Origin of the sequence: Paraburkholderia lebeckiae (assembly GCF_050436225.1) — a bacterium.
Classification (GTDB): Bacteria; Pseudomonadota; Gammaproteobacteria; order Burkholderiales; family Burkholderiaceae; genus Paraburkholderia; species Paraburkholderia tuberum.
Map to the genome: position 1 here is coordinate 1,295,686 of NZ_JBNDLU010000001.1, position 19,883 is coordinate 1,315,568.

General features: G+C 62.8%; 10 protein-coding genes, 2 tRNA genes, 3 rRNA genes, 1 pseudogene and 2 riboswitches. Of the genes and pseudogenes, 9 read left to right on the plus strand and 7 right to left on the minus strand.

Going from position 1 to position 19,883, the window contains the following annotated elements:
• Positions 1-24: 24 nt before the first annotated feature.
• From bluB to cobA, 5 genes and pseudogenes are all read right to left on the minus strand, one after another.
• Complete coding sequence (gene bluB / locus OKW45_RS06140; protein WP_429466578.1) at positions 25-684, minus strand: 5,6-dimethylbenzimidazole synthase; 660 nt, start codon at positions 682-684, stop codon at positions 25-27.
• On the minus strand, positions 668-2,047 hold the full coding sequence (locus OKW45_RS06145; protein WP_429466580.1) for a cobyrinic acid a,c-diamide synthase CobB: 1,380 nt from the start codon (positions 2,045-2,047) through the stop codon (positions 668-670). Before OKW45_RS06145 ends, bluB begins: the two co-directional genes overlap by 17 nt.
• 3 nt (positions 2,048-2,050) lie before the next feature.
• Positions 2,051-2,653: a cob(I)yrinic acid a,c-diamide adenosyltransferase gene (gene cobO, locus OKW45_RS06150; protein ID WP_018421084.1), complete on the minus strand. Its 603-nt coding sequence runs from the start codon at positions 2,651-2,653 to the stop codon at positions 2,051-2,053.
• Positions 2,650-3,144 (minus strand): cobalamin biosynthesis protein, encoded by a 495-nt coding sequence (locus tag OKW45_RS06155; RefSeq protein WP_429469278.1) that lies wholly within the window; start codon positions 3,142-3,144, stop codon positions 2,650-2,652. Before OKW45_RS06155 ends, cobO begins: the two co-directional genes overlap by 4 nt.
• 15 nt (positions 3,145-3,159) lie before the next feature.
• Positions 3,160-3,897 (minus strand): annotated as a pseudogene (gene cobA / locus OKW45_RS06160) (uroporphyrinogen-III C-methyltransferase); the annotation flags it as partial.
• A 195-nt stretch (positions 3,898-4,092) separates the two neighbouring features.
• Positions 4,093-4,352, minus strand: a riboswitch (cobalamin riboswitch).
• 80 nt (positions 4,353-4,432) lie between these two features.
• A riboswitch (cobalamin riboswitch) is annotated at positions 4,433-4,709 on the plus strand.
• Between the two features lie 202 nt (positions 4,710-4,911).
• Between cobA and cobW the strand changes: the two are divergent.
• From cobW to OKW45_RS06180, 4 genes are read left to right on the plus strand one after another with little or no spacing between them, the layout of a single operon-like run.
• The gene (cobW, locus tag OKW45_RS06165; RefSeq protein WP_429466582.1) at positions 4,912-6,003 is read left to right on the plus strand and encodes a cobalamin biosynthesis protein CobW; all 1,092 of its coding nucleotides are present in this window, start codon (positions 4,912-4,914) and stop codon (positions 6,001-6,003) included.
• 14 nt (positions 6,004-6,017) lie between these two features.
• Positions 6,018-9,836: a cobaltochelatase subunit CobN gene (gene cobN, locus OKW45_RS06170; protein WP_429466584.1), complete on the plus strand. Its 3,819-nt coding sequence runs from the start codon at positions 6,018-6,020 to the stop codon at positions 9,834-9,836.
• Positions 9,833-10,936 (plus strand): magnesium chelatase ATPase subunit I, encoded by a 1,104-nt coding sequence (locus OKW45_RS06175; protein ID WP_429466586.1) that lies wholly within the window; start codon positions 9,833-9,835, stop codon positions 10,934-10,936. The genes cobN and OKW45_RS06175 overlap by 4 nt, the downstream gene beginning before the upstream one ends.
• 56 nt (positions 10,937-10,992) lie before the next feature.
• Positions 10,993-11,607: a vWA domain-containing protein gene (locus OKW45_RS06180; protein WP_429466588.1), complete on the plus strand. Its 615-nt coding sequence runs from the start codon at positions 10,993-10,995 to the stop codon at positions 11,605-11,607.
• 63 nt (positions 11,608-11,670) lie between these two features.
• Here the strand turns inward: OKW45_RS06180 and OKW45_RS06185 are convergent, their stop codons facing one another.
• Positions 11,671-12,558 (minus strand): flagellar brake protein, encoded by an 888-nt coding sequence (locus tag OKW45_RS06185; protein ID WP_429466590.1) that lies wholly within the window; start codon positions 12,556-12,558, stop codon positions 11,671-11,673.
• A gap of 635 nt (positions 12,559-13,193) precedes the next feature.
• On the opposite strand from OKW45_RS06185, the gene OKW45_RS06190 reads away from it, so the two are divergent.
• The 5 genes from OKW45_RS06190 (at position 13,194) to rrf (ending at position 18,578) form a co-directional block, all read left to right on the plus strand.
• A 16S ribosomal RNA gene (locus OKW45_RS06190) occupies positions 13,194-14,726 on the plus strand.
• Positions 14,727-14,805: 79 nt separating this feature from the next.
• Positions 14,806-14,882, plus strand: a tRNA-Ile gene (locus tag OKW45_RS06195).
• Positions 14,883-14,935: 53 nt separating this feature from the next.
• Positions 14,936-15,011, plus strand: a tRNA-Ala gene (locus tag OKW45_RS06200).
• Between the two features lie 346 nt (positions 15,012-15,357).
• A 23S ribosomal RNA gene (locus tag OKW45_RS06205) occupies positions 15,358-18,239 on the plus strand.
• Between the two features lie 225 nt (positions 18,240-18,464).
• Positions 18,465-18,578 (plus strand): 5S ribosomal RNA (gene rrf, locus OKW45_RS06210).
• Together the 16S, 23S and 5S rRNA genes with 2 tRNA genes alongside form the textbook arrangement of a ribosomal RNA operon.
• A 73-nt stretch (positions 18,579-18,651) precedes the next feature.
• Here the strand turns inward: rrf and OKW45_RS06215 are convergent.
• A complete protein-coding gene (locus OKW45_RS06215) occupies positions 18,652-19,734 on the minus strand; it encodes a lipocalin-like domain-containing protein (RefSeq protein ID WP_429466592.1) in 1,083 nt (360 codons plus the stop codon).
• Between the last annotated feature and the right edge of the window lie 149 nt (positions 19,735-19,883).

The window sequence follows — 19,883 nt, forward strand, 5'->3', positions numbered from 1 at the left end:
GGTCGCCGGGGCCGCGAGTATCAGTTACTCCTGCGCCGGCTCGTCTCGCGGCCAGCGGTTTTCGAACACGCAATCGGCGAGCGGCAGACGGCTCGCCCAGCGCTCCGTTTCGAGCATCGGCTCGCTATAGAACGCAGCGACGTGGCCGAGGCACAGAATCGCGACCGGCCGCGCGCCTTCCGGCATCGCCAGTAGCTGGTGCACCGCGTCGACATCGAATAGCGACACCCAACCAAGCCCGAGTCCTTCCGCGCGCGCGGCGAGCCACATGTTCTGGATCGCGCATGCGACCGACGCGAGATCCATCTCCGGCAGCGTGCGGCGGCCGAAGACGTGTCGCTCGCGCCCGTCCATCAACGCGATCACCAGCAGCTCCGCGCATTCGCGCATGCCTTCCACCTTCAGCTTCATGAACTCGTCGCGGCGCTTGCCGAGCGCGTCGGCGGTGGCGAGCCGTTCGCGCTCGACGATGTCGCGCAAGCCCGTGCGCAGCGCCGCGTCGGTGATGCGCACGATGCGCCACGGCTGCATGTAGCCGACGCTCGGTGCGTGATGCGCCGCGTCGAGCAGACGCCGCAGCACCGCCGGATCGACCGGATCGGGCAGGAAGTGGCGCATGTCGCGGCGTTCGTAAATCGCGCGATAGACCGCATCGCGCTCGGAGTCGTCAAAAGGCTTCGCCATGAAAGAGGGCGGCCGTGAAAGCCGGGTTGGAGGGCCAGTAAGCGTGCATATAGGTTGCCACAATCGGGCCCACGCGGAACACCGCTTCGCCGGGCGTGTCGCTGTGCGCGTGCGTGGCGAAGCGCTGCGGCGCGAGCGGCGTCGCGAGCTTCGAGTAGTGGAACGTGTGGCCGGTCAGCGTGCCGTGGACGCCATCGATCTGCTGCATGCCGAGCGACGTGAAGCGCGTTTGCATCGTCGCGTGACCGGGCAGCAGGCCCAGCATCGGCGTGCTGGTGCCTTGCGCGTCGGTCAGCGTGTCGAGCAGATAGAGCATGCCGCCGCATTCGGCGACCACCGGGTTGTCCGCCTCGACGTGCGCGCGGATCGATGCCGCGCTGGTCAAGTTGCCCGCGAGCGTCGCCAGATGCAGCTCGGGATACCCGCCCGGCAGATAAAGCGCGTGCGTGCCGGCGGGCAACGCTTCGTCGGCAAGCGGCGAGAAATAGCTGAGCCGCGCGCCGAGCGCTTCGAGCAGCGCGACGTTGGCCGGATAGATGAACGAGAACGCGGCGTCGCGCGCGATGGCGATGTGCTTGCCTTCGAGCAGACGCGGCAGCACTTGGGGCGAGGGCACGCCGAAATCGACCGGCGGCGGCAGTTCGGCGAGCGCGGTCGACGCGAGCGTATCCGCCGCGCGTTCGAGGCGCGCTTCGAGATCGTCGATTTCATCGGCCTGGTGTAGGCCGAGGTGGCGGTCGGGCAGCGTGATCTCGTCGCTCGCGGCGAGGTGGCCGCACCAGCGCAACCCGGGCGGCAGTGCTTCTTGCAACATCTGCGCATGCCGGGCGGAGCCGACGCGATTCGCGAGCACGCCATGAAACGGCAGTTGCGGCCTGAAGCGCGCAAGGCCGAACGCGAGCGCGCCGAAGGTCTGCGCCATCGCCTGCGCGGAAATCACCGCGAGCACCGGCACGCCGAACGTGGCCGCCAGATCGGCGCTGCTCGGCGTGCCGTCGAACAGGCCCATCACGCCTTCGATCAGGATCAGATCGGCTTCTTGCGCCGCCCGCGCGAGCAGGTTGCGGCATGCGCTTTCGCCGACCATCCACAGATCGAGCGACAGCACCGGGGCGCCGCTCGCGCGCGCGAGAATCATCGGATCGAGAAAATCCGGTCCGGTCTTAAACACGCGCACGCGACGTCCGAGCCGCCGGTGATAGCGCGCGAGACCGGCTGTGATCGTGGTTTTGCCTTGTCCCGACGCGGGCGCGCTGATGAACAGCGCGGGGCACGCCCCGACGGAAGTCCCCTGGGGGGACGCCCCGAAGGAAGTCCCCCTGGGGGGCGCCCCGGACGAAGCCCCGTTGTAGGACGCCGACATCGCTCAGAACTCCACGCCGCGCTGCGCCTTCACACCTTGCTCGCGATACGGATGCTTGATTGCGCGCATTTCGGTGACGAGGTCGGCGGCTTCGATCAGCGCGTCCGGCGCATGGCGTCCGGTCACGACGACGTGCAACATCGGCGCACGCGCGTTGATCACCGCGAGTACTTCGTCGAGCGGCAGGTATTCGTACTTCAGCACGGTGTTCAGCTCGTCGAGGATCACCATCTGGTAGTCGCCGCTTTCGATCATCCGCCGCGCTTCGTTCCAGCCCTTGCGCGCGGTCGCCATGTCCGCCTCGCGGTTCTGCGTGTTCCACGTGTAGCCGTCGCCCATCGTGACGAAATCGCATTGCGCGATCGCGCCGAGGAAATCGCGCTCCGACGTATGCAGCGCGCCCTTGATGAACTGCACGACGCCGAGCCGCATGCCGTGGCCGAGCACCCGCACGGCCATGCCGAACGCGGCCGTGCTCTTGCCCTTGCCGGTGCCGGTGTTGACGATCAGCAGGCCTTTTTCGACGGTCGCGCTGGCCTGCTTCTTTTCGTGGCCTTCGCGGCGGCGTTCGGTCATGCGTTGATGCGATTCCGGATCGGTTTTCATCGAGGGTCCTGGTCTTGAGGGGCGGGATGGGATGGGGGCGCGTCGCCAAGGGCAGCGTTGTTCGCCGCTGCGATCGCCACCGTGATGCCGGCGTGCGCGGTCTTGCGTACGATTAGACGCGCGTTTTGCGCGGTTGTGGTGGAGGCCGGCGCCGTTGCCGCCAGCAGCGCGCACGGCTCGCACACACCATCGACGCCGAGCTGCGCGTGTGCCGCCGCCGACGGCGACGCGACCGGTACCGCGGCGATCTGCTCGCGGCTGAACAATTGCAGCGGCAGTTGATGGCGCGAGCAGAATTCGAGCAGGCCTGCTTCGTTGGCTTTGGTGTCGATCGTCGCGATGGCGTGGATCTGCTCGAAGGCATTCGATCCGAGCGCTGCGCGCACCGCGGCTTCGATCTCAGCGGCTTCGCTGTGCAAGCGGCAACCGATGCCGACGCTCAGCGTTTTAATCGCGCGTCCGAGTCCGTGTCGTGTCGCGCTCGCTGCCAGTTCGTGAGCAAAGCCGGCGTCGCGTTTGGCCGCATCACGCGCCAGTGCGAGCGACGCCACAGCGCCGATCACGACGATCGCCGGCGAGCCGAGCCCCGCGCGCGCCACCGCCTCGGCGAACTCGCGAAGCGGCGCGAGCACATGACGCTGCTCAGGCCGCGTCGCCGACTCGATCGCCGCGCACGGCGTGTCGGCGGACATGCCGGCCGCGAGAAATGCGCGGGCGATCTCGCCGAGCCGGCGCATGCCCATGTAGATCACCAGCGTCATGCGCGTCGCGGCGAGCGCGGCCCAGTCCGGTTCGCCACTGCCGGCGCCGTGGCCGGTGACGAACACGACGCCCTGCGCGTGATCACGATGCGTGACCGCGATACCGAGCGCCGCGGGCGCCGCGATGCCGGCCGTGATGCCGTTGATCACGTCGACTTCGATACCCGCGGCCTGCAGCGCCCGCAACTCTTCGCCGCCGCGGCCGAACACGAACGGATCGCCGCCCTTGAGCCGCGCGACGCTGCGCCCCGCGCGCAGATGCCCGAGCATTTGCGCGACGATGTCGGCTTGCGGCGTCGACGGATGGCCGCCGCGTTTGCCGACGTACACGACTTGCGCGTCGGCGCGTGCGAACTGCAGCACGTCGGGATTTACCAGATCGTCGACGAGCACGACATCGGCCTGCGCGAGCGCACGGGTTGCCTTCAGCGTGATCAGTTCGACGTCGCCGGGACCGGCGCCGATCAGCCAGGCGCGCGTCATCGCAGCGTGCATGGCGCGCGCCATGCGGTGATGGAAGAAGAGAAGCGGCGTGCGACAGCGCGCGCGGCGGTGAATATAGAGGTCATGCGGAACTGCGAATCCGGGCACGCGCGATGTCGCGCTGCTACGCCTTCACATCCGTTCCCCGCGGATTCCGGCGGCCGGCGGCGCCACGTGATGCACGGATGCAATGCGGCACCGCCTCCGCGTTTGGCCGGTATCCGGGCTGGCGGCCTCATGCGCTTCGCCTTCCCGTCCCGGTTTGTGGATTCGCGGGACAGTGGCATCAAAAAACGCATGCGCGGCACGTCGGAATCGAAGGCGAATCGAATCGCGCGCCGCAGGTCGCTTACCGTTGCGGGGACAGCACAGGTTGAACGCGCGAGGCGCTGCCTGTTTCCCGTTTAACTGCACACGCGAGCGCATGTGCGGGCACCAAACGCGCGCATACGATAGCACATGGCGCCTTGCCGGATAAGCCGCGGCGGCGCTTTCCGGCTTTGTACGTTGCTTGACTGCGCAAGTCCGCGGGCCTACACTCGCACGCACTTTGGGTGCTCGCGTGCGCGCTCGTGCGCATGCAGTTAAACGGGAAACAGGGAGCCAGCTGCTCTGGAGCGGCTAACCTGTGCTGTCCCCGCAACGGTAAGCGAAAGCGGTTCCGGCTTGATAGCCGGGCACCGCAGTGCCGGCTTCGATGTCCTCGCGCAAGGTCGCATGGACATTTCACCACTGGCCGAGAAACCACTCGGCCGGGAAGGGGAAGCGGCGCTTTCGCCAGCCCGGATACCGGCCCAAAGAAGCAGAACGACCGCCGCGGGGATGCGGTGGCGCGTTCATGACCTCAGTTCCGCTTTCTGTATTTCCGTTGTCGCGGCAATGCCGTCGTTCGTCCCCGTGTCTGGTGATCGCTGGTACTGCTGCGCGTGCTTCATTCGCTCCATTCGCCAGCCGACGCGGACCCACGCGCGGACTTTCCGGCATACCGATCAACGCCAAGGGATGGACCTCACGATGCAAACTCAATTGCGCAAGATCCCCGTCACGATCGTCACGGGCTTTCTCGGCAGCGGCAAAACCACGCTGCTGCGGCACATTCTTCAGCATGCGGGCGGCAAGCGCATCGCGGTGATCGTCAACGAGTTCGGCGAGCTCGGCATCGACGGCGAAATCCTCAAGGGCTGCGGCATCGGTTGCGATGAAAACGGCGTCGAGACCGAAGGGCAATTGTATGAACTCGCGAACGGTTGTTTGTGCTGCACCGTGCAGGAAGAGTTTTTCCCGGTGATGGAGAAGCTCGCGGAACGCCGCGACGAAGTCGATCACGTGCTGATCGAAACGTCGGGCCTGGCGTTGCCGAAGCCGCTCGTGCAGGCGTTCAACTGGCCGCAAATCCGCAACGGCTTCACGGTCGACGCGGTGGTGACGGTGGTGGACGGCCCGGCCGCCGCGAGCGGCCAGTTCGCCGATAACCCGCTCGCTGTCGACGCGCAGCGCAAGGCCGATCCGAATTTCGATCACGAGTCGCCGCTACACGAGCTGTTCGAAGACCAGTTGTCGGCGGCCGATCTGGTGATTCTGAACAAGACCGATCTGCTCGACGACGCGCGGCAGCACGAGGTCGAAGCCGCGATCCGCGCGGAGATTGCGCCGCAGGTGAAGATCGTGCGCGCGCAGCGGGGACAGCTCGACCTGCATACGCTGCTGGGCCTCGAAGCGGCCTCGGAAGAGACGATCCACCTGCGTCACGACCACCACGGTTCCGCCGACGACCCCGATCATCACCACGATGAATTCGATTCGGTCGTCGTGCAGGCATCCGTACCGTCGCGCGACGCGGCGCTCGCCGCCTTGCAGGCGCTCGTCGAAACCCACACGATTTACCGTGTCAAAGGCTTCGCGGCACTGCAGGGCGCGGCGATGCGTCTCGTGATCCAGTGCGTGGGCCGGCGCTTCGACAGCTACTTCGACCGGCGCTGGCAAGCGGGTGAAAATGGCGACGGCGCGTTGAGCCGCTTCGTACTGATCGGCGCAGACCTCGACCAACACGCGCTGCAACAGGCGTTCGACGCGTCGCTCGGCGCGACGTCGAACGCGACGGCATAAACGGGCGCACTAGCATGCATCTGCTGCGCACGACGCCGGGCGGCTTCGTCGACGATACGCAGGGCGTGATCCGCATCGATCAGCAGCCCGCCGATATCGTCGTGCTCAGTTCCGCCGACACCACGCTGTCGCTGCTCGCGAGCGTGGTGCCGCGTCTCGGCGACGGCTTTCCGAGCGTGCGGCTCGCGAACGTTACGTATCTGCGTCAGCCTGCTTCGGTCGATTTTTATCTTGACGACGTGTTGCAGCATGCGCGCGTGGTCGTCGTCGATCATCTCGGCGGCGAAACGTATTGGCCGTACGGCATCGAGCAGGTGGTCGCGCTCGCGCAGCGCAAACAGCAAACGCTCGCGATGTTTTCCGGCGATCTGCAGGAAGACCCGAACCTGCTCGCGCGCAGCACCGCGAGCGCCGAGCTGTGTCAGCAGCTGTGGCGCTATCTGCGCGAGGGCGGTCCGCAGAACGCCGAGGCGTTTTTGCGCTGCATCGCGTATCGCGCGCTCGATTGGGGGCGCGAACCCGATCCGCCGCGCGCGTTGCCGGCCGCTTCGCTGTATCACCCCGAGCGCGATACCCCCATCGTCGCCGACTGGCAGGCGCGTTGGCGGCAAGGCGCGCCGGTCGTCGCGGTTCTGTTCTACAAGGCGCATCTGCAGGCCGCCAATACCGCCGTTTTCGATGCGCTGATCGACGCGCTCGAAGCGCAAGGGCTCAATCCGCTGCCGCTCGCGATCACGTCGTTGAAAGATGCGGTGAGCCGCGATGTCGTGCAGTCGCTGTGCGCGCAACATGGTGTCGCGCTGGGGTTGAACACCACAGCGTTCGCCGCGTCCGCGATCGACGACCCGGAGCCGCTCGCGCTCGCCGGCGACGCGCCGGTGTTTCAGGTGATCCTGAGCGGCGGCAATCGCGAAGACTGGCTGAAGGACAACCACGGCCTCAATTCGCGCGACATCGCGATGCATATCGCGCTGCCCGAAGTGGACGGGCGCATCATCACGCGCGCGATCAGCTTCAAGGGGCTCGCGTATCGCTGTGCGCATACGCAGGTCGACGTGGTCCGCTATCAGCCCGACCTCGAACGGGTGCGCTTTCTCGCCGAGCTGAGCCGGCGCTGGTGCCGTTTGCGTTCGCTCGATAACGCCGACAAGAAAGTCGCGTTGATTCTCGCCAACTATCCGATGAGCGAAGGGCGCATCGGCAATGGCGTCGGGCTCGATACACCGGCGTCGGTGGTCGGCATTCTGTCGATGCTGCGCGATGAAGGCTATCGTGTCGGCGAATTGCCCGAAAACGGCGACGCGTTGTTGAACAGCCTGACCGAAGGCGTGACCAACGATCCGGTCGTACGCGATCTGCGTCCGGCCCTGCAAAGCCTCGCACTCGACGACTATCTCGCGCATTTCAACGCGTTGCCGGCGAGCGTGCGCGACGCGTTGAACGCGCGCTGGGGCAAGCCCGAGCAGGACCCCACGCTGCGGCGCGGCCGCTTCATGATCGCCGGCTGGTGTTGCGGCCAGGTGTTCGTCGGCATTCAGCCTTCGCGTTCGCGCGAGCACGGCGACTACGCGAGCTATCACGATGCGGAGCTCGTACCGCCGCACGCATACCTCGCGTTCTATTTCTGGCTGCGCCATCAGTTCGGCATCGACGCGGTCGTGCACGTCGGCAAGCACGGCAACCTGGAATGGCTGCCGGGCAAAAGCGTCGCCTTGAGCGACGCGTGCTGGCCCGATCTGATTCTCGGACCGATGCCGCATCTGTATCCGTTCATCGTCAACGATCCGGGCGAGGGCAGCCAGGCGAAGCGGCGCGCGCAGGCGGTGATCATCGATCATCTGATGCCACCGCTTACACGCGCCGAAAACTATGGGCCGCTGCAGGACCTCGAACGCCAGGTCGACGAATACTATGAAGCATTGATGGTCGATTCGCGTCGCGCGAAGCTCTTACGTCGCACGATTCTGACGACGATCGTCGAGCATCGGCTGCACGAAGAGCTGAGTCTCGCGGCGCCGAACGCACAGGACGATGAAGACGCGCTGCTCACACGCGTCGATGCGTGGCTGTGCGAGCTGAAGGAAGCGCAGATTCGCGATGGCCTGCATACGTTCGGGCAGTCGCCGCGCGGCGTGCAGCGGCGCGACACGCTGCTCGCGCTCGGGCGCTTTCCGGTCGGCGATGGGCGGGCCGGCAAGGCGGGGCTCGTCGACGCGCTGGCGCGCGATCTGCGCATCGATCATCGGTTCGACCCGTTGACGGTGGATTGGGCCGCCGCATGGGACGGCCCGCGACCCGAGGTATTGCAGCGGGTCAGCGATGCACCGTGGCGACATTACGGCGATACGCGCGAGCGGTTGGAATTGCTCGCGGGCGAGCTGTTGCGCGGTGTCTGCGATGTCGATTGCGATGATGCGGATCGTTCGCAGGCCGTCCTCGTAGCCGACGAAAGTCTGCCGCAAGCGGCACAGGTGATCGCACGCCTGCGCGACGACGTGCTGCCGCGTCTAGACGCCTGCGGCCCGCAGGAAATGACGCAGCTGAAGCGCGGCCTCGCAGGACGTTTCGTGCCGCCAGGTCCGAGCGGTTCGCCGTCACGCGGTCGGCCCGACGTGCTGCCAACCGGCCGCAACTTCTATTCGGTCGACACGCGCGCGGTGCCGACGCAAGCCGCGTGGGCACTCGGCCTGAAATCGGCGCAGCAACTGATCGAGCGACATCTGCAGGAGCACGGCGACTATCCCCGCGCGATCGGCCTGTCGGTCTGGGGTACCGCGACGATGCGCACCGGCGGCGACGATATCGCGCAGGCGCTCGCGCTGCTCGGCGTGCGCCCGAAATGGGCGCCGGGCAGCCACCGTGTGACGGACTTCGAGATCATGCCGATCGACGCGTTCGACCGGCCGCGTATCGACGTCACGTTGCGCGTATCCGGTTTCTTTCGCGATGCGTTCGCTAACGTGATGCATCTGTTCGATGCGGCCGTGCAAGCGGTGGCCGAACTCGACGAGCCCGCGGAGCTGAATCCGATTCGCGCGCGCGTGCAGCGCGAACGCGATGCGTTGATCGCGCGCGGCATGGACCCGGTCGAAGCGCGCAAGCGCGCCGGCTGGCGCGTGTTCAGCGCGCGGCCGGGCACGTACGGCGCGGGTCTGCAGCAGTTGATCGACTCGCGCCAATGGCAGACCGACGCCGATCTCGCGAACGCGTATCAGGCGTGGGGCGGATATGCGTACGCGCAGAAGAGCGCGGGCGAGGAAGCGCATCAAGCGTTTGGCGCGCGCCTCGCAGCGATGGACCTCGTGCTGCAGAACCAGGACAACCGCGAGCACGACGTGCTCGATTCGAACGACTACTACCAGTTTCAGGGCGGCATGGTCGCGGCGGTGCGGCATCTGGCAGGTCAGCAGCCGCGCGTCTATCACGCGGATCACAGCAATCCGGCCGCGCCGCGCGTGCGGACGTTGCACGAGGAGATCGCGCGCGTGATCCGCTCGCGCGTGGTCAATCCGAAATGGCTCGACGGCGTGAAGCGCCACGGCTACAAGGGCGCGGCCGAGATCGCCGCGACCGTCGATTATCTGTATGGCTACGATGCGACCGCGCGTGTGATTGCGGATCATCAATACGCGCTCGTCGCCGATGCTTATCTGAATGACGCCGATACGCGCGCGTTCATGCAACGGCACAATCCGCATGCGCTGCATTCGATCTGCGAGCGTTTGCTCGAGGCGATGCAGCGAGGGCTGTGGCAGCAGCCGGGTGACTATCGCGCGCAGGTGGAAACGCATCTGCTGGCGAGCGAACAGCAGATCGAAGGAAGACAAAGATGAATGGAGCGATGCGAGGAGCGGACGACGCAGGTTGCTCAGCCGGTGCGTCAGGTACGGCGGCGGCGCGGCCCGTTTTTCCGTTTGCGGCGCTGATCGGCCAGGCCTCGTTGCAGCAGGCGCTGGTGCTCGCGGCGATCGACCCGGGCTTGGGCGGCGTATTGATCAGCGGACCGCGTGGCACTGCGAAGTCGACTGCCGCGCGCGCGCTTGCCGAACTGCTGCCGGAGGGAGAGCTCGTGAATCTGCCGCTTGGCGCGAGCGAGGATCGTCTGATCGGCACGCTCGATATCGAAACCGTGTTGCGCGACGGCTCGGTGCGCTTCTCGCCGGGGCTGCTCGCGAAGGCGCATCGCGGCGTGCTGTACGTCGACGAAGTCAATCTGCTGCCCGATGCGCTCGTCGATGCGTTGCTCGATGCGGCGGCGAGCGGCGTGAATACCGTCGAACGCGATGGCGTGTCGCATAGTCATGACGCGAGCTTCGTGCTGGTCGGCACGATGAACCCCGAAGAGGGCGAGTTGCGGCCGCAATTGATCGACCGCTTCGGTCTGATGGTGGAGTTGCAGAACGCGTTCGAGCCGCAGGTGCGGCAGGCGATCGTCAAAGCGCGGTTCGCGTTCGATCTCGATCCCGCTGGGTTTCGTATCGTTTACGCGGAGCAGCAGGCTTCATACGTGTACCGAATTCGCTCGGCGCGCGCGGCGCTGCCACTGCTGTCGTTCGATGACGCCGTCCATGCGCGCGTGAGCGCGCTATGCATCGACGCGGCCGTCGACGGCCTGCGCGCCGACCTCGTGATGCTGCGCGCGGCGCGCGCGCTGGCCGCATTCGAACGGGCAGATGCGGTGACGGTGCGACATGTGGAGCGCGTTGCCGATTCGGTGCTGCTTCATCGGCGGCGTCAGCATGATTCGCCACATGCGAATCAGCGCCGGCCAGAAAGCGCGGCGCCGGCACGGGACGTCGGTGAGGGTGCGTCTGGCGATACGGCTGCATCCATGACACCTTCCGCCAACTCCGACTGGGGCTACCTGCCGCCCGAGCCGGCCGCGGCTTTGCCTGTCAAAGGCGTCATTGCGCTTGACGCAAAAAAACGCTGAGCCATCGGAAAGGCGCCGCCGCTGACTCGCGCAGCGGTTTTCGATGGCGACAAGGCGTGGGGGTGGATTCGCGCGACACGTCGCGCGGCGAACCGGGCAGGCGCATTGCATGGCCACCGACGCTCGCCGCGATGCGCGAGCACACGCTGCGTCGTGAGCATCTGCGCTTCGTACGGGAAGTGCCGCGTGGCGGTGTGCTGCATTGCTTCGTGCTCGATTGCTCCGGGTCGATGCTGGCGGGCCAACGCCTCGCGTTGGCGAAGGGTCTACTGACTGCCTTGTTCGACCGTGCGAGTGCGATGCGCGCCGAGGCTGCGCTGATCTGCTTCGGCGGTACGGGCGCGGATGTGCGCTTCGGCCCCGCCGTGCCGCGCTGGTGGAACGAGCGATGGCTCGCGCCCGTGGGTGGGGGCGGCGGTTCGCCGCTCGCGTCGGGCGTGCGCAGCGCCGCGCAACTGCTCGAACGCTGCGCGCGGCGACGGCCGGCCCAGCAGCGCTGGTTATGGATTCTGACCGACGGCCGCACGAGCGACGAACCCGCGCGGCCGGCCGACGTCGATGAAGTCGTCTTCGTCGATTTCGAGCGTGGTGCGATACGGCTCGGTCGTTGCGAGGTGCTCGCCAATACCTGGGGAGCGCGGCGGTTGACGCCGGAAGAGTTGCTCGGCTGATCGATGTGTGCGCAGGTCGGCGCTGCTGTGTCCCCACGCGCGTTGCTTTTGTGGCCGTACCGCTTATTTCAGTCCGTTGGACCAGTGCTGCACATCTTCCTGACGATCGAACACGAACACCTTCATCGCCATCTGTTGAACGGAATCGAGGTGATCCAGTTCGAGCCCATGCATGGACGGCTCGCCAGGCGTTTTGCCCTTCTGTACGTTGCGGATCACCGCCGTTGTCTCAATCTGTGAATCGTATTCGGCCGACTTCAGCCGGAACGCGATGCGCAGTCGCTCGCCGACTTCGCCCAGTGTCCATGACGCACTCAACGACATGCCGAGCGCGCTGATGCCCTTGGCTAGTCCAAGGCCTTCGTAAGTGTCAGCGCTCCCGCCGATGCCGAACCGCACGGGCAGGTGCGCATGGACGCGGATCGATTTGCGCTCACGGAGCCGGCGGACCACGCCGGGCCTCGACAACACGGCATAGTCGAACGGCACGCGGCAGACCGCTTCGACCGTGCAGACGAAACGGAACACGGCCTGACTCGCGATCGCGACGATCGCGACGTTCTCACCGGGCGTGAGCGGCCGCGGTTGGCCCTGCTGCATCGGCGGCGTGACGAACAGCGCATTATTCGGCGCGAAACCGATGATGCTGCAAGGTTGCATCGGCGCGCCGCTGCCGAGTTGCGAACGCATGCCGATCAATGCGCCGATCTCGAGGTGCATGTCCTTCGGCGTCAACTCACCGGCGTGGTCAGGCTGGGCGGTTGGCGCCGGCGGTTGTTGTGCGCCGAGGTCGAACAGGTCGCCGCGTTGCGGGCGGAAGTGTTGAAACAGAAAGGCGCGGTCGTCGGTGGTCGCGAGCGTCGTCGCGCTTGCGAAGAGCAGCGTGCCGTCGGCATCGACGATCGGCCATGGGAGCGGCGTGCCTACCGGCACAGTATCAGGCTCGAGCATCGGGGATGCCGCGGCGGGCTGGGTGTTCCTCGACGTGTGCGTCGACGAGATTGTCCATAGTCGGCAGCTAATTTAAGTGGCGGGGTGATCTGATTGACGGCGGGGAAGGGTAGAACTTTAATTTGGGGAGCGGTGGTGAGTTCGAGCCGTGCTCGGACTACTTTGTTTTGTCGGTATTAGGACTTCGGCGGGGTTGAATCGGATGGCTAACTATTTTCGCTGATTTTTTGGTCTGGCCAGAGTTGACTCTTTTCAGGGCTGGCGGCAATGCGATGGAAATGGCAGTCTTTGCTCCCAAAATAAATTGTGAGAAGGGTATTGACGCGTTGTCGAGCGCTCTCCATAATCCCGTTTCTCTGCTGCAGACGCAGCGACGCAAACGAAGCAGTGCCGGGCAGGAGTGGTTCAGGCGCGGCGGGTTTGGCGGACCGATCTTTAAAAACTAACAGCCGATAAGTGTGGGCGCTTGATGCGGAATGCGGCGGCGGATTCTCCGGAGTCTGCTGCCAGGCAGAAGTATCAGCAGCCTCACACAGTATTAGAGGAAGGTTTGTCTGTCGGAAGACGGACTGATCATCGTCAGTACGTTGAGTGAGCGACCGGGTTCGAGAGAGCCCGAAAACAGTAACAGGTTTGAACTGAAGAGTTTGATCCTGGCTCAGATTGAACGCTGGCGGCATGCCTTACACATGCAAGTCGAACGGCAGCACGGACTCCGGTCTGGTGGCGAGTGGCGAACGGGTGAGTAATACATCGGAACGTGTCCTGGAGTGGGGGATAGCCCGGCGAAAGCCGGATTAATACCGCATACGCTCGGGAGAGGAAAGCGGGGGATCTTTCGGGACCTCGCGCTCAAGGGGCGGCCGATGGCAGATTAGGTAGTTGGTGGGGTAAAGGCCTACCAAGCCGACGATCTGTAGCTGGTCTGAGAGGACGACCAGCCACACTGGGACTGAGACACGGCCCAGACTCCTACGGGAGGCAGCAGTGGGGAATTTTGGACAATGGGCGCAAGCCTGATCCAGCAATGCCGCGTGTGTGAAGAAGGCCTTCGGGTTGTAAAGCACTTTTGTCCGGAAAGAAAACCTCGTGGCTAATATCCGTGAGGGATGACGGTACCGGAAGAATAAGCACCGGCTAACTACGTGCCAGCAGCCGCGGTAATACGTAGGGTGCGAGCGTTAATCGGAATTACTGGGCGTAAAGCGTGCGCAGGCGGTGCTGTAAGACCGATGTGAAATCCCCGGGCTTAACCTGGGAACTGCATTGGTGACTGCAGCGCTGGAGTATGGCAGAGGGGGGTGGAATTCCACGTGTAGCAGTGAAATGCGTAGAGATGTGGAGGAACACCGATGGCGAAGGCAGCCCCCTGGGCCAATACTGACGCTCATGCACGAAAGCGTGGGGAGCAAACAGGATTAGATACCCTGGTAGTCCACGCCCTAAACGATGTCAACTGGTTGTCGGGCCTTCATTGGCTTGGTAACGTAGCTAACGCGTGAAGTTGACCGCCTGGGGAGTACGGTCGCAAGATTAAAACTCAAAGGAATTGACGGGGACCCGCACAAGCGGTGGATGATGTGGATTAATTCGATGCAACGCGAAAAACCTTACCTACCCTTGACATGTATGGAATCCTGCCGAGAGGCGGGAGTGCCCGAAAGGGAGCCATAACACAGGTGCTGCATGGCTGTCGTCAGCTCGTGTCGTGAGATGTTGGGTTAAGTCCCGCAACGAGCGCAACCCTTGTCCCTAGTTGCTACGCAAGAGCACTCCAGGGAGACTGCCGGTGACAAACCGGAGGAAGGTGGGGATGACGTCAAGTCCTCATGGCCCTTATGGGTAGGGCTTCACACGTCATACAATGGTCGGAACAGAGGGTTGCCAAGCCGCGAGGTGGAGCCAATCCCAGAAAACCGATCGTAGTCCGGATCGCACTCTGCAACTCGGGTGCGTGAAGCTGGAATCGCTAGTAATCGCGGATCAGCATGCCGCGGTGAATACGTTCCCGGGTCTTGTACACACCGCCCGTCACACCATGGGAGTGGGTTTTACCAGAAGTGGCTAGTCTAACCGCAAGGAGGACGGTCACCACGGTAGGATTCATGACTGGGGTGAAGTCGTAACAAGGTAGCCGTATCGGAAGGTGCGGCTGGATCACCTCCTTTCCAGAGCTATGCATTCATTGCACTCAAGTGCTCACGCTTATCGGCTGTGGTTAATGGCAGCAACGCAGACAGACAGCAGGGGTCTGTAGCTCAGCCGGTTAGAGCACCGTCTTGATAAGGCGGGGGTCGATGGTTCGAATCCATCCAGACCCACCAGTGTCGTGTCGGGTGAGCTGAAGGGCTGGGGCCGCTGGAATGGCTGTGGGACTGGGGGATTAGCTCAGCTGGGAGAGCACCTGCTTTGCAAGCAGGGGGTCGTCGGTTCGATCCCGTCATCCTCCACCAATCCTCAATGCGCAGTGTTCTGCCTGCAGGCAGAGCGTTGCGCATTGGCGATTGAGCCAGTCAGGGCGGTATGAGGCAGAGGCTTCATACCGGCTGTCGTTCTTTAACAATCAGGAAGAAGTAGTAAAGAGATTCACGAAAGCATGCCTGGAGATGGGTGTGTGAGTAGGTGAATCAGGGTTGTGATTGTATCGATGTATTTTAAAGGTGATCGAGAGATCGCTTTGGAATACGGCGCAACACGAATACTCAACCTGTAGCGAGTGCGTCTGTCCCCTCCGGGGATGGGACCCACGTAAGCGCTAAAGCGCTCACGTGGGTCGACCCAGAGACACACCCGTTATAGGGTCAAGCGAACAAGTGCATGTGGTGGATGCCTTGGCGATCACAGGCGATGAAGGACGCGGTAGCCTGCGAAAAGCTCCGGGGAGCTGGCAAACGAGCATTGATCCGGAGATGTCCGAATGGGGAAACCCACTCCTAATGGAGTATCCGCAGCTGAATCCATAGGCTGCGTGAGGCGAACGCGGTGAACTGAAACATCTAAGTAACCGCAGGAAAAGAAATCAACCGAGATTCCCAGAGTAGTGGCGAGCGAAATGGGATCAGCCGGTACACGTTATCTGTATTGTTAGTCGAACGCTCTGGAAAGTGCGGCCATAGCAGGTGATAGCCCTGTAGACGAAAACAGCATGGAAGAACTGGGTGTACGAGAAGTAGGGCGGGACACGTGAAATCCTGTCTGAAGATGGGGGGACCATCCTCCAAGGCTAAATACTCGTGATCGACCGATAGTGAACCAGTACCGTGAGGGAAAGGCGAAAAGAACCCCGGGAGGGGAGTGAAACAGATCCTGAAACCGCATGCATACAAACAGTCGGAGCCTCTGCGAAGGGGTGACGGCGTACCTTTTGTATAATGGGTCAGCGACTTACATTCAGTGGCGAGCTTAACCGATTAGGGCAGGCGTAGCGAAAGCGAGTCCGAACAGGGCGTCCAGTCGCTGGGTGTAGACCCGAAACCAGGTGATCTATCCATGGCCAGGTTGAAGGCACGGTAACACGTGCTGGAGGACCGAACCCACTAACGTTGAAAAGTTAGGGGATGAGCTGTGGATAGGGGTGAAAGGCTAAACAAACCTGGAAATAGCTGGTTCTCTCCGAAAACTATTTAGGTAGTGCCTCGTGTATCACCTTCGGGGGTAGAGCACTGTCATGGTTGTGGGGTCCATTGCGGATTACTACGCCATAGCAAACTCCGAATACCGAAGAGTGCAATCACGGGAGACAGACATCGGGTGCTAACGTCCGGTGTCAAGAGGGAAACAACCCAGACCGCCAGCTAAGGTCCCCAAATATGGCTAAGTGGGAAACGAAGTGGGAAGGCTAAAACAGTCAGGAGGTTGGCTTAGAAGCAGCCATCCTTTAAAGAAAGCGTAATAGCTCACTGATCGAGTCGTCCTGCGCGGAAGATGTAACGGGGCTAAGCCATATACCGAAGCTGCGGATGCACAGTAATGTGCATGGTAGGAGAGCGTTCCGTAAGCCTGCGAAGGTGCACTGGAAAGTGTGCTGGAGGTATCGGAAGTGCGAATGCTGACATGAGTAGCGATAAAGGGGGTGAAAGGCCCCCTCGCCGTAAGCCCAAGGTTTCCTACGCAACGTTCATCGGCGTAGGGTGAGTCGGCCCCTAAGGCGAGGCAGAAATGCGTAGCTGATGGGAAGCAGATTAATATTTCTGCACCATTGTGAAATGCGATGGGGGGACGGATCGCGGAAGGTTGTCCGGGTGTTGGAAGTCCCGGTCCTTGCATTGGAGAAGGCGCTTTGGCAAATCCGGGCGCGTAATTCAAGGGTGCGAGGCGAGCCACTTCGGTGGCGAAGCAACTGGAAGGGGTTCCAGGAAAAGCCTCTAAGCTTCAGTTTCACAGTGACCGTACCGCAAACCGACACAGGTGGGCGAGATGAGTATTCTAAGGCGCTTGAGAGAACTCGGGAGAAGGAACTCGGCAAATTGGTACCGTAACTTCGGGATAAGGTACGCCCTGGTAGCCTGACTGGCCTGCGCCAGAAGGGTGAAGGGGTTGCAATAAACTGGTGGCTGCGACTGTTTAATAAAAACACAGCACTCTGCAAACACGAAAGTGGACGTATAGGGTGTGACGCCTGCCCGGTGCCGGAAGATTAAATGATGGGGTGCAAGCTCCTGATTGAAGTCCCGGTAAACGGCGGCCGTAACTATAACGGTCCTAAGGTAGCGAAATTCCTTGTCGGGTAAGTTCCGACCTGCACGAATGGCGTAACGATGGCCACACTGTCTCCTCCCGAGACTCAGCGAAGTTGAAGTGTTTGTGATGATGCAATCTCCCCGCGGCTAGACGGAAAGACCCCATGAACCTTTACTGTAGCTTTGCATTGGACTTTGAACCGGTCTGTGTAGGATAGGTGGGAGGCTATGAAGCGTGGACGCCAGTCTGCGTGGAGCCGTCCTTGAAATACCACCCTGATCTGTTTGAGGTTCTAACCTTGGTCCGTGATCCGGATCGGGGACCGTGCATGGTAGGCAGTTTGACTGGGGCGGTCTCCTCCCAAAGTGTAACGGAGGAGTACGAAGGTACGCTAGGTACGGTCGGAAATCGTGCTGATAGTGCAATGGCATAAGCGTGCTTGACTGTGAGACTGACAAGTCGAACAGGTGCGAAAGCAGGTCATAGTGATCCGGTGGTTCTGTATGGAAGGGCCATCGCTCAACGGATAAAAGGTACTCTGGGGATAACAGGCTGATACCGCCCAAGAGTTCATATCGACGGCGGTGTTTGGCACCTCGATGTCGGCTCATCTCATCCTGGGGCTGTAGCCGGTCCCAAGGGTATGGCTGTTCGCCATTTAAAGAGGTACGTGAGCTGGGTTTAAAACGTCGTGAGACAGTTTGGTCCCTATCTGCCGTGGGCGCTGGATATTTGAAGGGGGCTGCTCCTAGTACGAGAGGACCGGAGTGGACGAACCTCTGGTGTACCGGTTGTCACGCCAGTGGCATCGCCGGGTAGCTATGTTCGGAAGAGATAACCGCTGAAAGCATCTAAGCGGGAAACTCGCCTTAAGATGAGATATCCCCGGGGCTTCGAGCCCCTTGAAGGGTCGTTCAAGACCAGGACGTTGATAGGTCAGGTGTGCACGTACAGTAATGTACTGAGCTAACTGATACTAATTGCCCGTAAGGCTTGATCCTATAACAGGTGTGTCTCGACCCGCGTTAGTGCTTCAGCACTTGCGCGGGTCCGATCCCCGAAGGGGATTGGTGTGAACTCCCGCGGGAGCTAACAGAAACGCACGGTTGGGATTCAGTGTTGTGCCAGAAACAACACAACCCCCACACGAATCCTTTACGCTTCTTCCCGATTGGCTGTGGCGCAACCGGTTGACTCCAACCCCTGCGACGCAGCAACCCGTCATGCCTGATGACCATAGCGAGTCGGTCCCACCCCTTCCCATCCCGAACAGGACCGTGAAACGACTCCACGCCGATGATAGTGCGGATTGCCCGTGTGAAAGTAGGTAATCGTCAGGCTCCCCCCCAGGTCAGAAACCCCACCCGCCGCGGTGGGGTTTTTGCGTTTACGCGGCCGTCTTTGCGCGCTTCACTACTTTCCGATCCGCAACGCATCCGCGTAACCCGTCAGTTCCAGATAGGCTCGCCCTACATCCGCATTCTGTTGACTCACCCGTACCGCGCCTTCCCAATACACGGCACCGGTCGACTGTCGTGAGTCGAGTTCCTGATCGTCCATCAGCGGATCGAGTTGCCATGTCAGCGTTCCCGCTCTAACCGTCATCGAGACCGGATACAAGGTATTCGTGTGCGGCGAGCGCCACATGCGACGCGGCGTGAAGTCGACTTCACCGGGGTCGAAATTCGTTACCTGACCATCGGGTCTGCGAAGCGTCGCGTGGGCCCATATTGCATGTCCGTCGCGGCTATGGATCTTGAATGCCATTAGCGCCGAGCCGTCCGTCAAATTGGCGCCGAGCCAATCCCATCCGACCGCATTGGCGTCGAGCAACGTGCTCGACCACTCGTGATCGAGCCATGCGGTCCCCGTCACTGCTGCATCGCGCGTCGTGTCGTTTCCACCTCCGGCTGGGCGCACCACAGTGCCCGTCACGCGGAGTTGCGGTTCGCTGTAGTAAAAGCTCGCCTGTTCGGGCCGCGGTCCTTTGCGCGAGTAACCGCGCTCGCCCTGAATCAGCGGAGGCTGCGTTGGCGCGAGTTGGAGGTGTAGCGAGAATCCGCTTGCATCGGCGGTGACGTCGTAGTGGCCATCCGCGGCGCGAATCATTTTCCAGGCGTCGAGTTTGACGTCGGTGTTGACGGTCTTCGCGTAGGCGAGCCCGAGACCCTGCCGAGCGATGCGTTGATCGTGAACGAGGTGTCCGATGGCCGGATCGCTCAGCGCAGCGTGCGCGATGATCAGTTGCGACGGGGCGAAATCGCTGGGATCGGCGGCATCGTGACCGGTCGCCGAACGGAAGAACGTGATCTGGAATCCGAGCGGTCGGTTGTCGGGCGTCGTGAGCCAGCCTGTCGCGTACCACCATTCGGTGCGGAAAGCCGGATGAGCACCGCTGTCCCGCGGAAACGAGATCGGATGGTCTGGCGTGACTGCCGCGAAGGCGACCGGGGTGGATCCAGTGGAGTCGCTATTAGCGGCGAAAGAGGGCGACACAGCGGCTATGCCGATCGAAAGTAGCCCTCGGAAAAAAAGCTGAAGGCGCCGCGGCGGCGACCCGCCGTGTCGCCGCGCGATCCACGTCGCGCAGCCATCAAGCGCAGAGCGAACCTCGCGAATGGCCGCGCTATCCCGGATCAACCGCA